This window comes from Endozoicomonas sp. 2B-B, from assembly GCF_053470045.1.
The window spans coordinates 5,907,143-5,923,535 of the sequence record NZ_JBLZMU010000001.1; the positions used below are offsets into that span (position 1 = coordinate 5,907,143).

Consider the following 16,393-nt stretch of genomic DNA (forward strand, 5'->3'; position numbering starts at 1 on the left):
GTTTTTTGTCAAAAAGCTGCTGTTAAAAATAAAGATTGTACAGGCAAAACCTCGTGAAATGAGGTTAGATCAGTTCGCTACTTCTTCACTTTAACTTCTTGGAGACTGATTCATCACCCTGACCCACATCAACAGGCTTGCGTTTTCGATAGACTCTTTGTTTGCTGTGGTATCTTTTTTTGTGACCCAACAGGGCAATGGCATTCTTGCAGACGGTCTCGCATGGTTGCTGCTGCCCATTCTGATCGACCACTGCCAATTCACAGTTTTTTTTTCCTGTATGGTATTTTCTTTTGTGATCCGACAAGGCTCTGATATTCTTGCAGACCTTTCCGCATGGTCGCTGCTGCCCATCCTGCCCGACCACGACAAAGTCACAGTTCTGTTTCCTTGAGTGGCGTCTGCTTTTGTGCCCCGAGAGGGATTGAAGATTTCTGAAGACTTCCCCACATGGCCGCTGCTGGCCATCTTCTCCTACCACGGTCACGACACAGGTTTTTTGCTCTGAGTGATAGTTGCTTTTGTGAAGTAAAAAAGCTCGAGCATTTTTGCAGACCTCCCCGCATGGCCGCTGCTGTCCATCCTTCCCTACTACTGCTCGCTCACAGATTTTTTGCCCTGTGTGGTATTTGCTTTTGTGATCCGCCAGGGATCGAATATTTTTGAAGACCTTTCCACATGGCTGCTGCTGGCCGCCCTGCCCAACCACACTGATGTCACAGGTTTGTTGCCCGCTATGGCATTTGTTTTTGTGATATGACAGGGCTTGAGCATTCTTGCAGACCACCCTGCATGGTTGCTGCTGACCATCCTGCCCGAGTGATGTCAGGTCACAATTTTTTTCCCCTGAGTGGTCCTTTTTTTTGTGATTCCTCAGGGCCATGATATTGTCAAAAACCTTCCCGCATGGCTGCTGCCCATCCTGCCCCAATACTGCCAGTTCACAGATTTTTTTCCCTGTGTAGTATTCACATATTAATTGCCCTCTGCTGTCTGTGGCTGGTGTTGCCTCTGCCCGGGATAGATAAGGTTGGCTCTGATCCAATCGGGATGATTCAGTGGTTCTTTGTGGTGTTTCTGAATGGGAAAGCGTTAGGCAAAAACCGTTTTCTTCGAGCAGATCATTTAAATTGATTGACCCATTAATGATCTCAAAACCATTAGCGATGTCCAAATCCCCGGGCATTTGGACATCGTCATTGAGAGGCCCGGCAGGATAGGTTGTATTGGCGCTTCCTGAACTCAATAAGTCCAGGATTAACTCTTCCTGAGTGGTCCCGTCTTCTGAGTTGTCATCAAAGAATAGGGCAGAATCGAATGAAAGTTGAATGGCAGAAGGATCATTCACTGTTTTGTAAAAAAAGTCTTTCCGGGAATCAGAGGCGTTTTCAGGATCAAAACGACCTATGCAACCCAGACAGTGTCCATTAGCCAAATGAGGGCAAAAGATTTCTTCGAAATTCAGCGGCCAATCAACGGGCTCTCTTTTCTCGATCAATGGTCGGAATTGACAAACACCGTGACAGGGATAGACGAAACAATTTAAACCCCACGTATGTTGGTGTTGTTGGGAACCTCCGTTACCGTCGCCAGAGCCAGAATCCAGTGGACTGGTTAAACTGCCTTTATGTTGGATACCGGTTTGTGAAGCCTGCTGGCCAGATGATTCCGGGGCCGGGTATTGTGATAAGTCATCTCCAGAACCAAACATTGCAGTGAAGGTTGCAAATGGGAAATACTTCTGTATCAACATAGATGCCGACTGTTGTTTAATCGGATTAAACAGAAGTGAATCGCGTTTCCAGTAGTTTTTTAAAAGTACGCCGACAGCGACAACCGCTTCTACAGATAGCCATGAATAGGGGGCTGGGCCCGGAGGTGCGTCTCTGGTGGTCAGGATCAGTTGGTAAACAGCCAGCAGCTGATAGGCATAAAGCAACTGCCATGAAATCGACTCAATAAGAGGCATTTTTAATCCGTAACTGACAGCTCTTTGTCGTTTTTCATCAGGCGGTAAACCAGATACTGCATAGTCGTTAGTTTCAGGAATAACTGTTGGGTCGACCGGAAATGAATGCCGGGCTGGTTTTATCGAAAAGCTCTGTTTTTGAGAACCAGCACCCTGTTCAAACTCGACAATAAAACATCTTGTCAGCGCTTTGGTCTGACTGATAAAAGAAAACGACACTAGCAGCGACAGCGATGCAGCAAAGAGTGATTGTCTAATCATTCTATCCCTGCTTTCTCGTTTACAGGGAGGGAGGGTAGATTAGCTTATAAACAAGCGTGTCGTAAAAACCTGATCCCCATACAACCAGATTGTTACTTATTCATTTACCTTCTTGAGGGCTGAGGTCATTGTCCTGGTCCAGGGCAGCAGACTTGCGTTTTCGATGACTTCTTTTGTGATTATAAAGAACGCCTGTATTCATACAGACCTTCCCACATGGCCGCTGCTGGCCAAAATCACCGACCACGATCACGTCACAGCTTTTTTCATTGGTATGGGATCTGATTTTGTGTTGTGACAGATTTTGAGTATTCTTACAGACTCGCCCGCATAGCCGTTGCCGACCATCTTTCCCAACCATGACTGCGTCACAGATTTTTTGCCCGGTGTGGTCCTTTCTTTTATGTTCAGACAGGCTTCGGGCATTACTGCAGACTTTCCCGCATGGCTGCAACTGACCATCATTTCCGAGCACGGGCAAGCCGCAGGTCTTTTGTCCGGTATGGTAGTTGCTTTTGTGAATCGTCAGGGCCAAAGCACCGTTGCAGACCCTACCACATGGATACTGTTGGCCATCCTTTGTTATCACCATTCTGTCACAGGTTTGTTGGCCTGTGTGGGCATTTCTTTTGTGACTTTTCAGAGCGACAATACTCTGACAGACTTTTCCGCATGGTCCCCACTGACCACCCTCCCGGATCACACTTACGTTACAGGTTTGTTGTCCGCTATGGTTGTTTCTTTTGTGCTCCATCAGGGCTTGGAGATTCTTGGAGACCTTCCCGCATGGTCGCTGCAAGCCATCGTCTGTGACCACCGTTTCGTCACAGCTTTGTTGCCCGGTGTGTTTTCTTCTTTTGTGATCCGATAGGGCACGAGGATTCTTGCAGACCGTCCCGCATGGCAGCGGCCGGCCATCCACCCCAATCATGATTTCGTCACAGGCTTGATGCTTTCCGTGGTTTCTTCCTTTGTGATCCGACAGGGCTTTTACATTCTTGCAGACCACTCCACATGGCCGCAGTTGACCATTCTCCCCGAACACGTTTACTTCACAGGTTTGTTGCTCACTGTGGCTTCTTCTTTTGTGATTGAACATGGCTTTGGAATTCTTGTAAACTTTTCCACATACCTGTCGCTGGCCATTCACTCCGACCAACATTTCATTACAGATTTTTTGCCCGCAGTGGGCTTTTTTTTTGTGATCCAACAGGGCCTGCTGACAATGTGTGGCTGTGAATATAACATTATCAGGTGCTGCCGGGACTTGTACTGTATTTGTCTGGGTAAGGGGAAAAGAAATCTCGCCTTCTTCGGGAGGACTGTTTAGATCGAGCGCCCCATTAATGCCCTCAAAATCACCAGTGGTGAAAGTAAAAGTGTCGAACATTGGTACATCATCATTGAGTGGCGCGTTAGCATCAGTTTTATTGGCGGTCACTGCACTCATAATGTTCAGGGTGGCTCCGTCTAAGTCAAACTCGTCTAAGTCAAAATCATCTGAGGCGACCCCGTCTAGGGCGACCCCGTCTAGGGCGACCCCGTCTAAAGAGCTGCCACCAATATCATCTGTCCGTGGCTGAAAGAACTGGCCAGAATCGAAAAGGCTTTGAGTCCCGGAAAGATCATTCAATGTTTTTAAAAGCGAGCCTTCTCGGGAGTATGCAGGACATACAGGCTCAAATCGATCTTTGCAACTTATGCAGTGTCCATTGGTCAAATGGGTGCATGAGTCTTCTGAGAAGTTCAGTGGCCAGTCAGCAGGTGCTTCGCTATTGCTTGAGGGCCTGAATCGACAAACGCCATGACAGGGATAGAGGAAACAATTCAGGCTCAAAGTATGCTGGCGTCGATGAGGGCCCCGGTTACCTTCGCCAGAGCCAGAATTCAGAAAGCTGTACAGAGAGCCTGAACCTTGGTTGGTGACTTGTGAAGTTTGCTGCCCATATGATTTAGATAGCGGGTATTTTGGTGGGTTATGTCCGGAGTCAAACATCACAGTGATGGTCGCAAACGGTAGTTCCTGGCTCGCCTGTTGTTCAATCGGTTTAGACAGAGGTAAGTCTGGATACCAATAGCGGTTTAAAAGCCAACCGACTGCAACAACCCATCCTAAACGTACCCATGAGTGGGAATCGTAGCTCAGGGGAGCGTCTCTGGTGGTCAGAATCATTTCGTAAGCAACCGCAAGTCCAGAGGCGTGAAGCAACTGCCATGAAAACAATGCAATGATGTTGGTATTTACTCGGTAACCATCAGATTTGTGTCTTTTGTCATCAGGCAAAGAATCGGATTCTGCATAGGCTTTGGTAGCGGCAATGCCAGACCAGTTGCCGGGCAATGTATGCATATCGCGATTTTTCGAAACGTTCTGTTTTGGTGAATCTGCATCCTCTTCAGGCTCGACAATAAAAGATCTTGTCAAGGCTTCGGTCTGGCAGACACCAGAAAACAACAATAGCAGCAACAGCCATGCTGCAGAGAGTGAGTGTTTAATAATTCTATCCTTGCATCCTGAATTACAGAGAAGAAGGATAGATCAAGAAAACCTTGCGAAAGAACGGGTGCCAGATCAAGGACGGGGATCAGCGTCCTGCTCGACATCAACAGGCTTGCGCATTCGATGCATTTTTTTGTGATAGATCAGAGCTTGAGCATTGTTGCAGACCTTTCCGCATGGCTGCACCTGACTATCCTTTCCGACCACTATCACTGCACAGGTTCTTTGCCCGGAGTGGTATTTGCTTTTGTGAACTGACATAGCGCGAGCATTCTTGCAGACTGACCTGCATGGCCTCTGCAAGCCGTGCTCCCCGAAAAAGGCTAAGTCACAGGTTTGTGGCCCGCTGTGTAATCTTTTTATGTGATCCGACAGGGTTTCATAATTCTTGATGATCTTTCCGCATGGCTGTTGCTGACCATCCGTCCCGATGACAGTCTCACTACAGATCTGTACCCCAGTGCGGTATTTGCTTATGTGATTTGATAGAACCAGAGCACTCTTGCAGGCCTTCCCAGGCAGACGCTGCTGGCTATCTTCCCCTGCCACAGTCGCGTAGCATATTGTTTGACTACTGTTGTTTGTCGCTTGTATTGCCTCCGTCCGTTAACGATGATGTTGGCCCTGATCCAATTGGCTTTATGCAGCAGTTGTTTGTAGTGTTTCCGGATGGGTAAACGGCATAGAAAAACCTGTTTCTTCATGAGGAATCTGCAGATCAACGGACCGATCAAAAAGCACGGAGTCATGAGCGGCCGAAAATGCATTCCCAAGCACTGGATCTTCATGATTGAATAATCCGGCAGTTTCAGTTTTATAAGTGACTCCGTCCATAGAGTTAACGTCAATGCCATGGGCCCAGGGCTCAAATAGTTGGTCTGCAATGAATTGGGTTTTAATGTCAGGCAAACCATTCATTGTTTCGAGAGGCACATTTCCCAGGAAATATTTAACGTTTTCAGAGTCAAAATAACCTATGCAACCCATGCAGTGCCCATAAGCCAGATGCGGGCATGAGCTTTCTCCGAATTTCAGTGGCCATTCAGCAAGTCCCGTGTTATTGGATAAGAGCTGGAATTGACAAACACCATGACAAGGATGGATGAAACAATTTAAACCCAACGTATGCAGGTGTTGTTGATGACCTCCGTTACCGCCGCCAGAATCAGAATTCACCAGCCTGATTGGAGCGCCTGTCGGTTGGGTGGTGGTTTGTGGAGCTTGCTGGCCGGGTGTTTCTGATGGCGTGTGTTGCGGTGCGTTATGTTCAGAACCAAACATCGCAGTGATGGCTGAAAACGGGCAAGACCCCTTTAGCAGCATAGAAGTCGACGGTTGTTCAAGCGAGTTAAACAACGTCGAATCAGGATTCCAATAACTTTTTAAGAGCCAACCAACAGCGACGGCAGTTTCCATAGATAGCCATGAATATAGGGTTAAACCCTGAGATGTGTCTCTGGTGGTCTGGATGAGCTCGTAAAGAACCAGCAAATGAGTAGCGTGGAGCAAATGCCATGAAATCGACTCAACAAGGGGTATTTTGACCCTGTAACTATATAATCTTTGCCGTTTATTATCAGGCAAATCGGGTGCTGCATCATAGCCTCTGGCGACGACAATGCCTGATGGGATGCCCGACAATTTACGCCGGTCACGCTTCACAGAAAAGTTCTGCTTTAGAGAATTTGCATCCTGTTCAAGCTCGACAATAAAACTTCGTATCAACGCTTCGGCCTGACAGATGTCAGATAGCGACATCAGCAACAACAGCGATGCAGCAAAGAATGTGTGTTTAATAATTCCATCCTTGCATTCTGTTCGACAGAAAGGAAGGATAGATCACCACATGAAAAGACGGGTATGAGATCAAGAACCCGGACCACCGTCCTGACCCACATCAACAAGCTTGCGTTTTCGATGTATTCTATTGTGATGCAACAGTGCTCTACCATTCTTGAAGACCCTCCCACATGGCCGTTGCTGGCCACACTCTGTGAACAGGGTCGCGCTGCAAACTTGCTGTCCGCTGTGACTTGATTTTTTGTGATGCGACAGTACTTGAACATTCTTGAAGACCTTCCCGCACGATCGCGGTTGACCACCCTCCCCGATCACAGCCACTTTGCAAGTTTGTTGCCTGCCATGGAAGTTGCTTTTATGATTCGACAGAGCTTTAGCATTCTTGCAGATCTTCCCGCATGGCTGCGGTTGAGCATCCTCCCCAACCACAGCCAGATTACAGATTGACTGGCCTCTGTGGTATCCGCTTTTATGAGCCGACAGGGCCAGAACATTCCTGCAGACCATCCCGCATGGCCGCAGCTGACCATCCTCGCCAATCACGGTAAGCTTACAGGTTTGTTGCCCGCTGTGGCTTCTTCTTCTGTGTTCCGACAGGGTTATAGGATTGTTGCAGACTGTCCCGCATTTCCTCAGCTGGCCATCGTCGCCAACCACCGCTGCGCTACAAGTTTGTTTGCCAGAGTGATCTCTTATTCTGTGATAAGAGAGAGCTTGACGATTCTTGCAGACCATTCCGCATGGCCGCGACTGGCTATCCTCGCCGATCACACTCACCTCACAAATTCGTTGCCTAGTGTCGTCTTTTGTTTTTTGATGCGACTGGGCTTGAGCATTCTTGCGGGCCTTACCACATAGCTGCGGCTGGCCATCTTCCCTGACCATGGTCACACCAGAGGTTTCCTGTTCGCTCTGGTCTTTCGTTTGTACTCTAACTGCCTTGGAAAGACGGTGTGGGCCCTGAACCAGTTGCGATGATTCTGTTTTTGTTTGTAGTGTTTCCGGAGCTTCCATTCGAGGTCTGAAATGGTTCAGAGTAGAGGGCATCCCGTTTTTTTCGTGAAGACTTTGACGCCCCAGATTAAGTAAACCACTAATTATGATCAGGTCATCAGCGGTGGCAGGCCAACGTCGGGGCATTGTCAGATCATCATTAAGTGGCCCGTTATAATCTGTATTTGCTACTCCGGTCTGGCCTGTCGAAGGTTCAATGGCATTCAGCAACCATTCAGCAGGCCTTCTGCTATCGGATAATGATCGGAGTCTGCAAAAACCCTGGCAGGGATGTACGAAACAATTTAAACCAAAAGTATGCTGGTGTTGTTGAGGGTCTCTGTCACCGTCATCAAACTCGGAATACAGGAAGCTGGTGAATGAGCTTGCAGGGCAGGTGACTGTTCCCGGACTTTGCTGGCCGGATGATGCTGATGGCGAATATTGTTGCTGGTTATGTCCGGAGCCAAACGCCGCAGTGACGGTTACAAACGGGAGATCCCCCTGTGTCAGCATGGATGTCGCCTCATGCTGTTCAATCGGGTTAAAAAGTGATGATTCAGGGTTCCAATAGCTTTTTACAAGCCAACCGGCAGCGACAACCACTTTTACAGGCAGCCATGAATATCGTTTGCAGCATACAGGAGCGTGATTGGTGGTCAGGATCAGTTCGTAAGCAACCAGTAGTTGAGTGGCGTAAAGTAACTGCCATGAAATCGACTCAATAAGATTCATTTTGAGCTCGTAACTGCTCAATTTGTGTCGTTTTTCATCGGGCAGTGAATCTGACCCTGTACAGCCGTTTGTATCAGCAATGTCTGACGGGTTGCCCGACTTTGAGAGCAGATCAGACTTTATAGAAAAGCTTTGTTTTGGAAAGCTTGCATTCTGTTTAAACTCAACAACAAAACGTCTTGTCTGCACTTCGGCCTGACAGATGACAGAAAACGTCAGAAGCAGCAATAGCGATAACGCAAAGAGTGAGTGTTTAATAATTCTATCCTTGAGTTCTGGCATACAGAAAGGAAGGATAGATCAGGAAAACAAGTATGCTTTTCTTTTAAAAACCTTCTATTAAAAAAGCCAAAGGTTGCCCCGGGCAAAACCATATGAAAGATCTGCTGCCAGACCCGATCATTAGTTATTTACTTACGTGAGGTTCGGGGCCATCATCCTGGTGCACTTCAACAGGCTTGCGTTTTCGATGTAATCCTTTGTGTACCGAAAGGGTATGAGCATTCTTGAAGACTCTTCCGCATCGCCACTGCTGGCCATCCTCTCCGACGATCGGTACGTCGCAGGTTTTTGGCTCGCTGTGGACGCTACTTTTATGTTGCGACAAGGCAAGAGCATTCTTGCAGACTTTCCCGCATGGCCGTTGCTGACCGTCCTCACCGGCCACTGTCACGACACAGCTTTTTTGCACACCGTGGTCTTTTTTTTTGTGCGTCGACAGGGCCTGAGCATGCTGGCAGACTTTCCCACACGGCTTCTGCTGACCATCCCTTGCAAACACGGGCACGTCACAGGTTTTTTGCCCGGTGTGATAATTGCTTTTATGAATCGACAGGGCCGCAGTATTCTTGCAAGCCTTCCCGCATGGCCGTTGCTGGCGATCTTTTGCGACCACTTTCACTTTACAGATTTGTTGAACACTGTGCTCTCTTTTTTTGTGAACCGACAGGGCTTGAGCATGCTTGCAAATCTTCCTGCAAGGCCGTCGCTGACCATCCTCTGCAACCAGAATCTCTTTACAGGTCTTTTGGCCAGAGTGAAAGCTGCTTTTGTGACTCGACAGGGCGCTGGCATTCTTGCAGACCTTATCGCACCGCCTCTGTCTGCCATCCTCTCCGACCAGGATAACTTCACAAGTCCGATGACTACTGCGATCTGCAGTTTTTAACCTGCGTGCCCTGGAAATACGGGGTGGATATTGACCTGATTGGGATGATCCTCTTGCTGTTTGTTGTGTTTCTGAAGTTTCCATTGGAGGTGTGAAATAACTTTGCGTAGATGAAATCCGGCGTTCTTCCTGAAGACAATGACCACCCAGATTGAGTAAAACACTGGCTATAAACCAGTCATTACTGTTGACAGGAAAATAACTCGGCATCGGCACATCATCACTGAGTTGCCCTGTGCTGCCTGTCGAATGTTCTACCGAGTTCAGCGGCGATTCAACGAACTCCCTGCTATCGGGTGACAGTTGGTATCTACAAACGCCATAACACTGGTGGACGAAACAATTTAAACCTAAAGTATGTGCATATTGTCGAGGGCCACCGTTACCGCCGCCAGAGTCAGAATACAGGAAGTTGGTGAGATAGCCTGTATGATGGACGGCTGCCCGAATCGCTGGCTGGCTGGATGATTCTGATGGTGGGTATTTTTCCGGGTTTTGTCCGGAGCCGAACATCATGGTGATGGCCCTGAGTGGATAATCCGGACGCATTTTTTGTTGTTCAATTGAGTTTAAGAGCAATGAATCGGGGTTCCAATAACTTTTTATAAGCCAACTGATAACGACGACCGCTTCTAAAGGTAGCCATGAATAAAGAGGGACATCTTTGCCAGTCAGTTTCAATTCATAAGCGACCAGCAAGTCAGTGGCACAGAGCAACTGCCACGAAATCAATTCGATGAGGGTGGTTTTTACACTGTAACTGTAAGATCTATGTCGTTTGTCATCGGGCGGCGAATCAGATTCTGCATTGCCGTTGGTAACAGCAATATCTGATGGGTTGACCGGCAATTCAGGCCGATCATGTTTGATCGAAAAGCCCTGTTTTAGTGAAGCTGTATCCTGTCCAAGATCGACAATAAAACGCCCTGTCACCGCTTCGACCTGACAGACGACAGACAACGAGAATAGCAGCAACAGCATTACGGCACAGATTGAGTGTTTAATAATTCTGTCCTTGCATTCTCTTTTACAGAGAGGAAGGATAGATCAAGACCCCCTAAAAGGTTTGATTGCGGACCTGATTATTAGTTATTCACTTTATCTCCCGAGAACGATTGTCCTTGTCCTGGTCGAGATCTTCAGGCTTGCGCTTTCGATGCATTCTTTTGTGCCCGGTCAAGGCTTTAGCGTTCTTGCAAACTACCTTGCATGGGCACTGCTGATTCAGACCGGCTATTGTCAGGTCACAGGCTTGTTGCCCGCTGTGCTCTTTTTGTTTGTGATCCCTCAGTTCGCGAGCAGTCATGCAGGTCACCCCGCATATCCGTCGCTGACCATCCTCCCTGACCACAGCCACCAAACAAGTTCTGTGTCGGATGTGGAAATTGTTTTTGTGAAGATAAAGAGCGTAAAGATTCTTGAAGACCTTGCCGCATGACCGCTGCTGGCCATCCTCTCCAACCACTGTCAGGTCGCAGGTTTTTTGTCCGCTGTGTCTTGCGCTTTTGTGAGAAGACATGACTCGGGCATTCTTGCAGATTTTCCCGCATGGTCGCTGCTGACCATCTTCCCCGATCACGATCACCTCACAGATTCGTTGCCCGATGTGAACTCTGCTTCTAAGATTCGACAGTCCTTTGGCATTCTTGCAAACTGTTCTCAATGTCTGCGGCTGGTGACCTTCCGCGAGCACTGCCAGGTTAGGTTTTTTTTGTCCTGTATGGTCTGTGGCTTCTACTGTGTCTGCCCGGAAAAGGGGTGGTTGGCCCTGACCTGATCGGGATGGCTCGGTGATTATTTGTTGTCTTTCTGAATCGGCAGGAGTAAAGAAAATCGGTTCATCTACGAGAAGACTCTCTCGACCGGGCAACTCATTATTAGCTGCCAAATCATTAGCAGTGTAAAACCAGTCTCCTGGCATTGTTAAATCATCATTGAATAACCCGCTATCGCCAGCTGTAAAGGTTGTACCTGTGCTCATCGAACCTGAAGCGCCCCCATCGATAGGGTTGCAATCAAACTCATGGGCCTGAGGTCCAAATACGACATCAGAATTCAATAGGACCGGAATGTCAGGAACATCATCTGTCTGGTCTGTCGAACGCTCTTCGCAATACTGCGACCAAACTGCAGGCTCTCTGATATTGGATGATGGTCTGAATTGACAAACGCCATTACAGGGATGGAGGAAACAATTTAAACCTAAAGTGTGCGGGTGTTGTTCAGGCTCACCGTTACCATCACCAAAGTCAGAATAAGAGACCTCAGTAACATAGCCAGCAAGGGGGGGGGTGGCTGCCGATACTTGCTGAGTGGATGATGCTGATGGCGAGTATTGTGTCTGTCCGTGTCCGGAGCCAGTCGTCCCGGTAATGGCCGTAAACGGGTAATCCCGGCTCGCCTGCTGTTGAGCCCAATCAAACCACTTTGAATTAGTGTTCAGATAGCTTTTTAAAAGCCAGCCGACAAGAAGAATTGCTTCCAGAGGTAGCTGTGGATAAAAGCTTGCACCACGAGCGGTGAGGCTGGAGGGCAGGATCAGTTCGTAAACAACCTGCAGGTGAGCGGTGTAAAGCAACTGCCATGGAATCGACTCAACAAAGGTCATTTGTAACCCATAACTGTCAGATCTGTGTCGTTTTTCATGAGGTGCTAAAGCGGGTCCTGCATAGGCGTTTGTGTCGGCAATATCTGATGGCTTGCGTGACAACGCAGGCGGCTCACGTTCTATGATAGAGTTCTGTTTCGGAGAACCTGCATCTTGTCCAAGCTCGATAATATAATGTCTTGTCAGTGCTTCGGTCTGGCAGGCGATCAACAACGCCATTAGCATCAACAAGGGTACTGCAAAGAGTGAGTGTTTAATAATTCTATCCCTGATTTCTGGTTTACAGGAAGGAAGGAAGGATAGATCACCTGATGAAAGAAGGTTCTATAACAGCTTCCTTGCAGTTAATGTATTTTATTCAACGAAATAGATTGAGATGACATGGACATTTTTCTGGTCGGCGGTGCCGTTCGAGACAGGTTATTAGGCCTTCCACTCAAAGATCACGACTGGGTAGTGGTTGGTAGCAGTCCTGAGCAAATGACTGAACAGGGCTTTCAGCCTGTTGGCCAGGACTTCCCTGTCTTCCTTCATCCGGATACCAAAGAAGAATATGCGCTGGCTCGTACCGAAAGAAAGTCCGGTCATGGTTACACTGGCTTTGTTTTTCATACCGCCCCCGATGTCACTCTGGAAGAAGACCTGATCCGCAGAGACCTGACCATTAATGCCATGGCCCAGGATGATCTTGGCAATATCTATGATCCCTACGGTGGTCAGAAAGACCTCGAACAAAAACTGCTTCGCCATGTTTCCCCGGCATTCCAGGAAGACCCCCTGCGCATTCTTCGTGTAGCTCGATTTGCCGCCCGCTTCCATCACCTGGGGTTCAGGGTGGCTCCCGAGACTCTCGAATTGATGTCCTCTATGATCGACAGAGGTGAAGCCTCCTATCTGGTTCCCGAGCGAATCTGGCAAGAAACCACACGCGCCCTGTCTGAACCTGACCCTGAGATATTTTTTGAAGTATTATCTGAGTGTCACGCCATAAACGCCGTTATGCCGGAATGGGCTCCTTTCCTGAGAGAGAATTCGACAGGCATAAAAGCACTTCGCACGGCAGCCATTCAACAGGCGTCTTGTGACGTTCGATTTGCAGTCACCTTCGCTTCTGAAAAAGAACTCTCCAGAGACTTACTGACTGCGCTGAGTAAACGACTGAAAACACCTTCCCAGTTTTCAGAGCTGGCCAGCCTGACTTTTCAGCACAGTGCTTATTTAATCGAGCACGCCGAAGCCCTGGAAGCAGAACAGCTAATGATTCTGTTTGAAAACACCGATGCATTCAGGCGGTCAGAACGTTTTGACGCCTTTCTGAAAGCCGGCCACTGCATTGCCGTAGCTCAGAAAAAAACACTTTCTGAAAGCCATCAGAGCCAGATAAAATCCTTGCTTTCTCTTTGCCTTTCGACCAATGCCAAAGAGATTGTTGCCCGGGGCTTTAAGGGCAAGGCGATAGGTGAAGAACTGAGAAAAACGAGAGTATTACGAATGCAGGAACAACTGGATCACTAGAATTATTCAGCCCATGAACGGGCTGCTGATCAGATGGCTTCGAACTCCAGCTCAGGCAGAAGACGAGGTTGACTACCCAGCTTAACGCCTGGTTCAAATACCAGATTAATAGCGCCGGTAAAAACACTGACTGGCCTGCCCATCTGAAAATTCCATAACTGCTTTACCAGGGGTCGATAGTAAACTTCTTCGATGCTGCTGATCCTCACATCGCGAACATCATCAACCACCTGTAAAATATCGAGATCAGCCCGGCATTCAAGACTGCCTCTGACTCTTCCTAGCCGGTCTTCTACCTGCTTGCACCAGCCATTAATCGATGCGGATGACACTTCGCTCTCAAAGCAGGCGACAGCATTATAGTAATCAGCCGCTCTCTCCTTAGCCACAGCACCACCCTCGGCAGACGTTTGAATCAGACTGCTGACCAATAAGGTACCAAACTGCTGACGGAGAGTCTGTATCATTTGCCAACAGTTTTGCTCGGCCTCATCATTGGACCCTACGCCAATGTAAAAAAGTGTCATGGCTGACGCATCTCTTCCCTGGTTCGTTCGCACCACACGGAGGCTAAAGCACCTTTCAATGCCTGTGGTTTTCGGATCAGTACTCCGACCCTGTCAACATTGAAATTCGCCTGAATTAACTGAATGATGCCACCTGCCAGGGCTTCGAGCAAAGCATATCGGGATGCTTCGCAAAAAGCACGAACGGTCTGGCTGATAGCATCGTAATCCAGGGCATCGTTCAGGTCGTCAGATCGAAATGCCCGGGAAAAATCAGTTTCCAGCTCTAAATCAATGATCAAAGGCTGGGCCGCTTCGTGCTCAAATTCGTAAACACCAATCACAGCCTGGGTTTCCAGCTGTTCAATTCGAACCTTATCCATTCACCCTGCCCTCTGGTTTCAGGTTAACGGCTTCCAGTGTCTCCATGTTCCAGCGTGGCATCGGGGCCACTTCAAGGGGCTCCGTCTGACCGGCAAGCAAACGCTGGCAACCGGCATAGGCGATCATTGCACCATTATCTGTACAAAACTCAGGTCTGGCATAACGAAGGCTGCCACCTTCTTTTGCCGCCATGGCTTCAAGCTGATTTCTCAACCGGCGATTGGCACTGACACCTCCGGCAATCACCAACTGTTTCAAACCGGTCTGCCTGAGAGCCCGACGACACTTGAATGCAAGAGTATCAACCACGGCATCTTCAAAAGCCCAGGCAATATCCGCTCGATCCTGCTCGCTCAGCCCACCTTCTTCTTTACAGGCTGCTACGGTATTGAGTGTAAAGGTTTTCAAACCACTGAAGCTGAAATCCAGACCGGGACGATCGCACATAGGCCGTGGGAAGCGGAAACGCCCTTCAGTCCCCTTCTGTGCAAGATTGGAAACCCTTGGACCACCGGGATACCCTAATTCCAACATAGCGGCTACTTTGTCAAAAGCCTCACCAGCAGCATCATCAATAGACTCGCCCAACAGCTGATATTGCCCAATACCATCAACCCGCACCAATTGGGTATGACCACCCGACACCAGTAAGGCAAGGAAAGGAAAATCAGGTGGATTTTCTTCCAGCATAGGAGCCAGCAAATGACCTTCCATATGATGGACACCCACACAAGGAACACCCAGCGCCCAGGCCATGGAACGACCTATACTGGCTCCCACCATCAGGGCACCAATCAGACCCGGGCCTCTGGTGTAGGCCAGGGCATCAATCTGTTTGCGTGTGATGTCGGCTTTTTCCAACACCTGGCTGATCAGTGGGAGAACCCTTTGGATATGGTCTCTGGAGGCCAGTTCAGGCACGACACCGCCATACTCGGTATGCATTTCAATCTGACTGTACAGAGCATCCGCCAGCAACCCTCTCTCGCTGTCATAAAGTGCAATGCCTGACTCATCACAGGATGTTTCAATCCCGAGGACTATCATCTGTTAGACCCACTACTGTTTTCAAAAAAAAGCTGTTTTCATTAAGGCAATGCCACGATCCGTTAGCATTGGCCTGTCAGATACAGCTGACACTTCCCGCTGGTTTCTGAAAGAAACTGTGGATTACCGTCATTCAGACAGCTTTTCAGCTCATCAACCTCAGCACAAATAACAGGCACCCTGATAATAAGAATCTACGTATAGGGCTATTATTCGCTACCTGCTGCAGGATCTCGGGATGATACTGCAAAGCGGCCTTTACAGGAAATGCCAGACACCGCAACCCCGGGGACTCTTAAAGGAATGAAAGCAAGTCAGGTTTTTGCATTTATTGAAAATAGTCTATAAAATTCCCACCCTTAAAAATACGCGGCTAGTCTGAACATTTGTTCAGGCTTATTTTGCGGGTCGGAATTAGCTTCTTCCCACGGCTTTCAGGACATCAGATTGACTGTACTCCGGAAAAAAGTGTGAATGCTCAACCGCCTGCTCTCGTTTGGCGTGATTCATTGATATGAAAATCGTCAGGTCGAAAATAAATCCTTGCCAAGCCATCCCTGGCTTGTGAACAACAGGGCAGAATTTTCTGAAAGAGAGTAGATGGTACTAATAGCAGATGTTGTGATGCCGGGCTGCAAACCTTTATTAATGTACTCACTATTTTTATAGGAAGGTGATCTCTGCATGCCTGCTGTTAAAGTTAAAGAAAATGAACCGTTTGATGTAGCACTGCGCCGCTTTAAGCGCTCTTGCGAAAAGGCTGGGGTACTGGCTGAAGTACGTCGTCGTGAACACTACGAAAAGCCTACCTCCGTTCGCAAGCGCAAGGCCGCTGCTGCTGTCAAGCGTCATTTGAAAAAACTGCAGCGCGAACAGCGTCGTCGCGAGCGTCTGTATTAAGAACGGA

Annotated in this window: 12 protein-coding genes; 2 read left to right on the top strand and 10 right to left on the bottom strand. The window is 48.3% G+C overall.

All coding sequences use genetic code 11. The features are described from left to right. Nucleotides 1–85: 85 nt before the first annotated feature. The 7 genes from ACOMHB_RS21865 to ACOMHB_RS21895 all read right to left on the bottom strand — a co-directional run bounded on the left by ACOMHB_RS21865 (nt 86) and on the right by ACOMHB_RS21895 (nt 12,253). On the bottom strand, nt 86–2,230 hold the full coding sequence (locus ACOMHB_RS21865) for a hypothetical protein (RefSeq protein ID WP_448218196.1): 2,145 nt from the start codon (nt 2,228–2,230) through the stop codon (nt 86–88). A 100-nt stretch (nt 2,231–2,330) separates the two neighbouring features. Continuing rightward, nucleotides 2,331–4,655: a hypothetical protein gene (locus tag ACOMHB_RS21870; protein ID WP_448218197.1), complete on the bottom strand. Its 2,325-nt coding sequence runs from the start codon at nt 4,653–4,655 to the stop codon at nt 2,331–2,333. A gap of 147 nt (nt 4,656–4,802) precedes the next feature. Beyond that, nucleotides 4,803–5,279 (bottom strand): hypothetical protein, encoded by a 477-nt coding sequence (locus ACOMHB_RS21875; protein WP_448218198.1) that lies wholly within the window; start codon nt 5,277–5,279, stop codon nt 4,803–4,805. Nucleotides 5,280–5,369: 90 nt separating this feature from the next. Continuing rightward, nucleotides 5,370–6,488, bottom strand: a complete 1,119-nt coding sequence (locus tag ACOMHB_RS21880) for a hypothetical protein (protein WP_448218199.1) — start codon at nt 6,486–6,488, stop codon at nt 5,370–5,372. A gap of 108 nt (nt 6,489–6,596) precedes the next feature. Beyond that, the gene (locus tag ACOMHB_RS21885; protein WP_448218200.1) at nt 6,597–8,540 is read right to left on the bottom strand and encodes a hypothetical protein; all 1,944 of its coding nucleotides are present in this window, start codon (nt 8,538–8,540) and stop codon (nt 6,597–6,599) included. Nucleotides 8,541–8,664: 124 nt separating this feature from the next. Then, a complete protein-coding gene (locus tag ACOMHB_RS21890; RefSeq protein WP_448218201.1) occupies nt 8,665–10,407 on the bottom strand; it encodes a hypothetical protein in 1,743 nt (580 codons plus the stop codon). Nucleotides 10,408–10,519: 112 nt separating this feature from the next. Next, nucleotides 10,520–12,253, bottom strand: coding sequence for a hypothetical protein (locus ACOMHB_RS21895; RefSeq protein ID WP_448218202.1), 1,734 nt, complete (start codon nt 12,251–12,253; stop codon nt 10,520–10,522). A gap of 162 nt (nt 12,254–12,415) precedes the next feature. Here ACOMHB_RS21895 and ACOMHB_RS21900 point away from each other — a divergent pair, with 162 nt between their 5' ends. Continuing rightward, nucleotides 12,416–13,549 carry a tRNA nucleotidyltransferase/poly(A) polymerase-related protein gene (locus tag ACOMHB_RS21900; RefSeq protein WP_448218203.1) on the top strand — a complete coding sequence of 378 codons (1,134 nt, stop codon included), beginning with the start codon at nt 12,416–12,418 and terminating at the stop codon, nt 13,547–13,549. Between the two features lie 29 nt (nt 13,550–13,578). Here the strand turns inward: ACOMHB_RS21900 and ACOMHB_RS21905 are convergent, their stop codons facing one another. The 3 genes from ACOMHB_RS21905 to tsaD are packed head-to-tail and all read right to left on the bottom strand — an operon-like array spanning nt 13,579 to nt 15,486. Continuing rightward, entirely contained in the window at nt 13,579–14,076 is a 498-nt protein-coding gene (locus ACOMHB_RS21905; RefSeq protein ID WP_422135231.1) for a 2-amino-4-hydroxy-6-hydroxymethyldihydropteridine diphosphokinase, read from the bottom strand. Continuing rightward, nucleotides 14,073–14,438: a dihydroneopterin aldolase gene (gene folB, locus ACOMHB_RS21910; protein WP_422135232.1), complete on the bottom strand. Its 366-nt coding sequence runs from the start codon at nt 14,436–14,438 to the stop codon at nt 14,073–14,075. The genes ACOMHB_RS21905 and folB overlap by 4 nt, the downstream gene beginning before the upstream one ends. Continuing rightward, a complete protein-coding gene (gene tsaD / locus ACOMHB_RS21915) occupies nt 14,431–15,486 on the bottom strand; it encodes a tRNA (adenosine(37)-N6)-threonylcarbamoyltransferase complex transferase subunit TsaD (protein ID WP_448218204.1) in 1,056 nt (351 codons plus the stop codon). Before tsaD ends, folB begins: the two co-directional genes overlap by 8 nt. Nucleotides 15,487–16,170: 684 nt before the next feature. Between tsaD and rpsU the strand changes: the two genes are divergently transcribed. Then, nucleotides 16,171–16,386, top strand: coding sequence for a 30S ribosomal protein S21 (gene rpsU, locus ACOMHB_RS21920; RefSeq protein WP_034839300.1), 216 nt, complete (start codon nt 16,171–16,173; stop codon nt 16,384–16,386). Nucleotides 16,387–16,393: the final 7 nt, after the last annotated feature.

Coding starts and splice junctions, on each gene's coding strand:
- ACOMHB_RS21865 (WP_448218196.1), bottom strand. CDS start 2,230: ATGATTAGACAATCACTCTTTGCTGCATCGCTGTCGCTGCTAGTGTCG.
- ACOMHB_RS21880 (WP_448218199.1), bottom strand. CDS start 6,488: ATGTCGCTATCTGACATCTGTCAGGCCGAAGCGTTGATACGAAGTTTT.
- ACOMHB_RS21885 (WP_448218200.1), bottom strand. CDS start 8,540: ATGCCAGAACTCAAGGATAGAATTATTAAACACTCACTCTTTGCGTTA.
- ACOMHB_RS21890 (WP_448218201.1), bottom strand. CDS start 10,407: ATGCTGTTGCTGCTATTCTCGTTGTCTGTCGTCTGTCAGGTCGAAGCG.
- ACOMHB_RS21895 (WP_448218202.1), bottom strand. CDS start 12,253: ATGGCGTTGTTGATCGCCTGCCAGACCGAAGCACTGACAAGACATTAT.
- ACOMHB_RS21900 (WP_448218203.1), top strand. CDS start 12,416: ATGGACATTTTTCTGGTCGGCGGTGCCGTTCGAGACAGGTTATTAGGC.
- ACOMHB_RS21905 (WP_422135231.1), bottom strand. CDS start 14,076: ATGACACTTTTTTACATTGGCGTAGGGTCCAATGATGAGGCCGAGCAA.
- folB (WP_422135232.1), bottom strand. CDS start 14,438: ATGGATAAGGTTCGAATTGAACAGCTGGAAACCCAGGCTGTGATTGGT.
- tsaD (WP_448218204.1), bottom strand. CDS start 15,486: ATGATAGTCCTCGGGATTGAAACATCCTGTGATGAGTCAGGCATTGCA.
- rpsU (WP_034839300.1), top strand. CDS start 16,171: ATGCCTGCTGTTAAAGTTAAAGAAAATGAACCGTTTGATGTAGCACTG.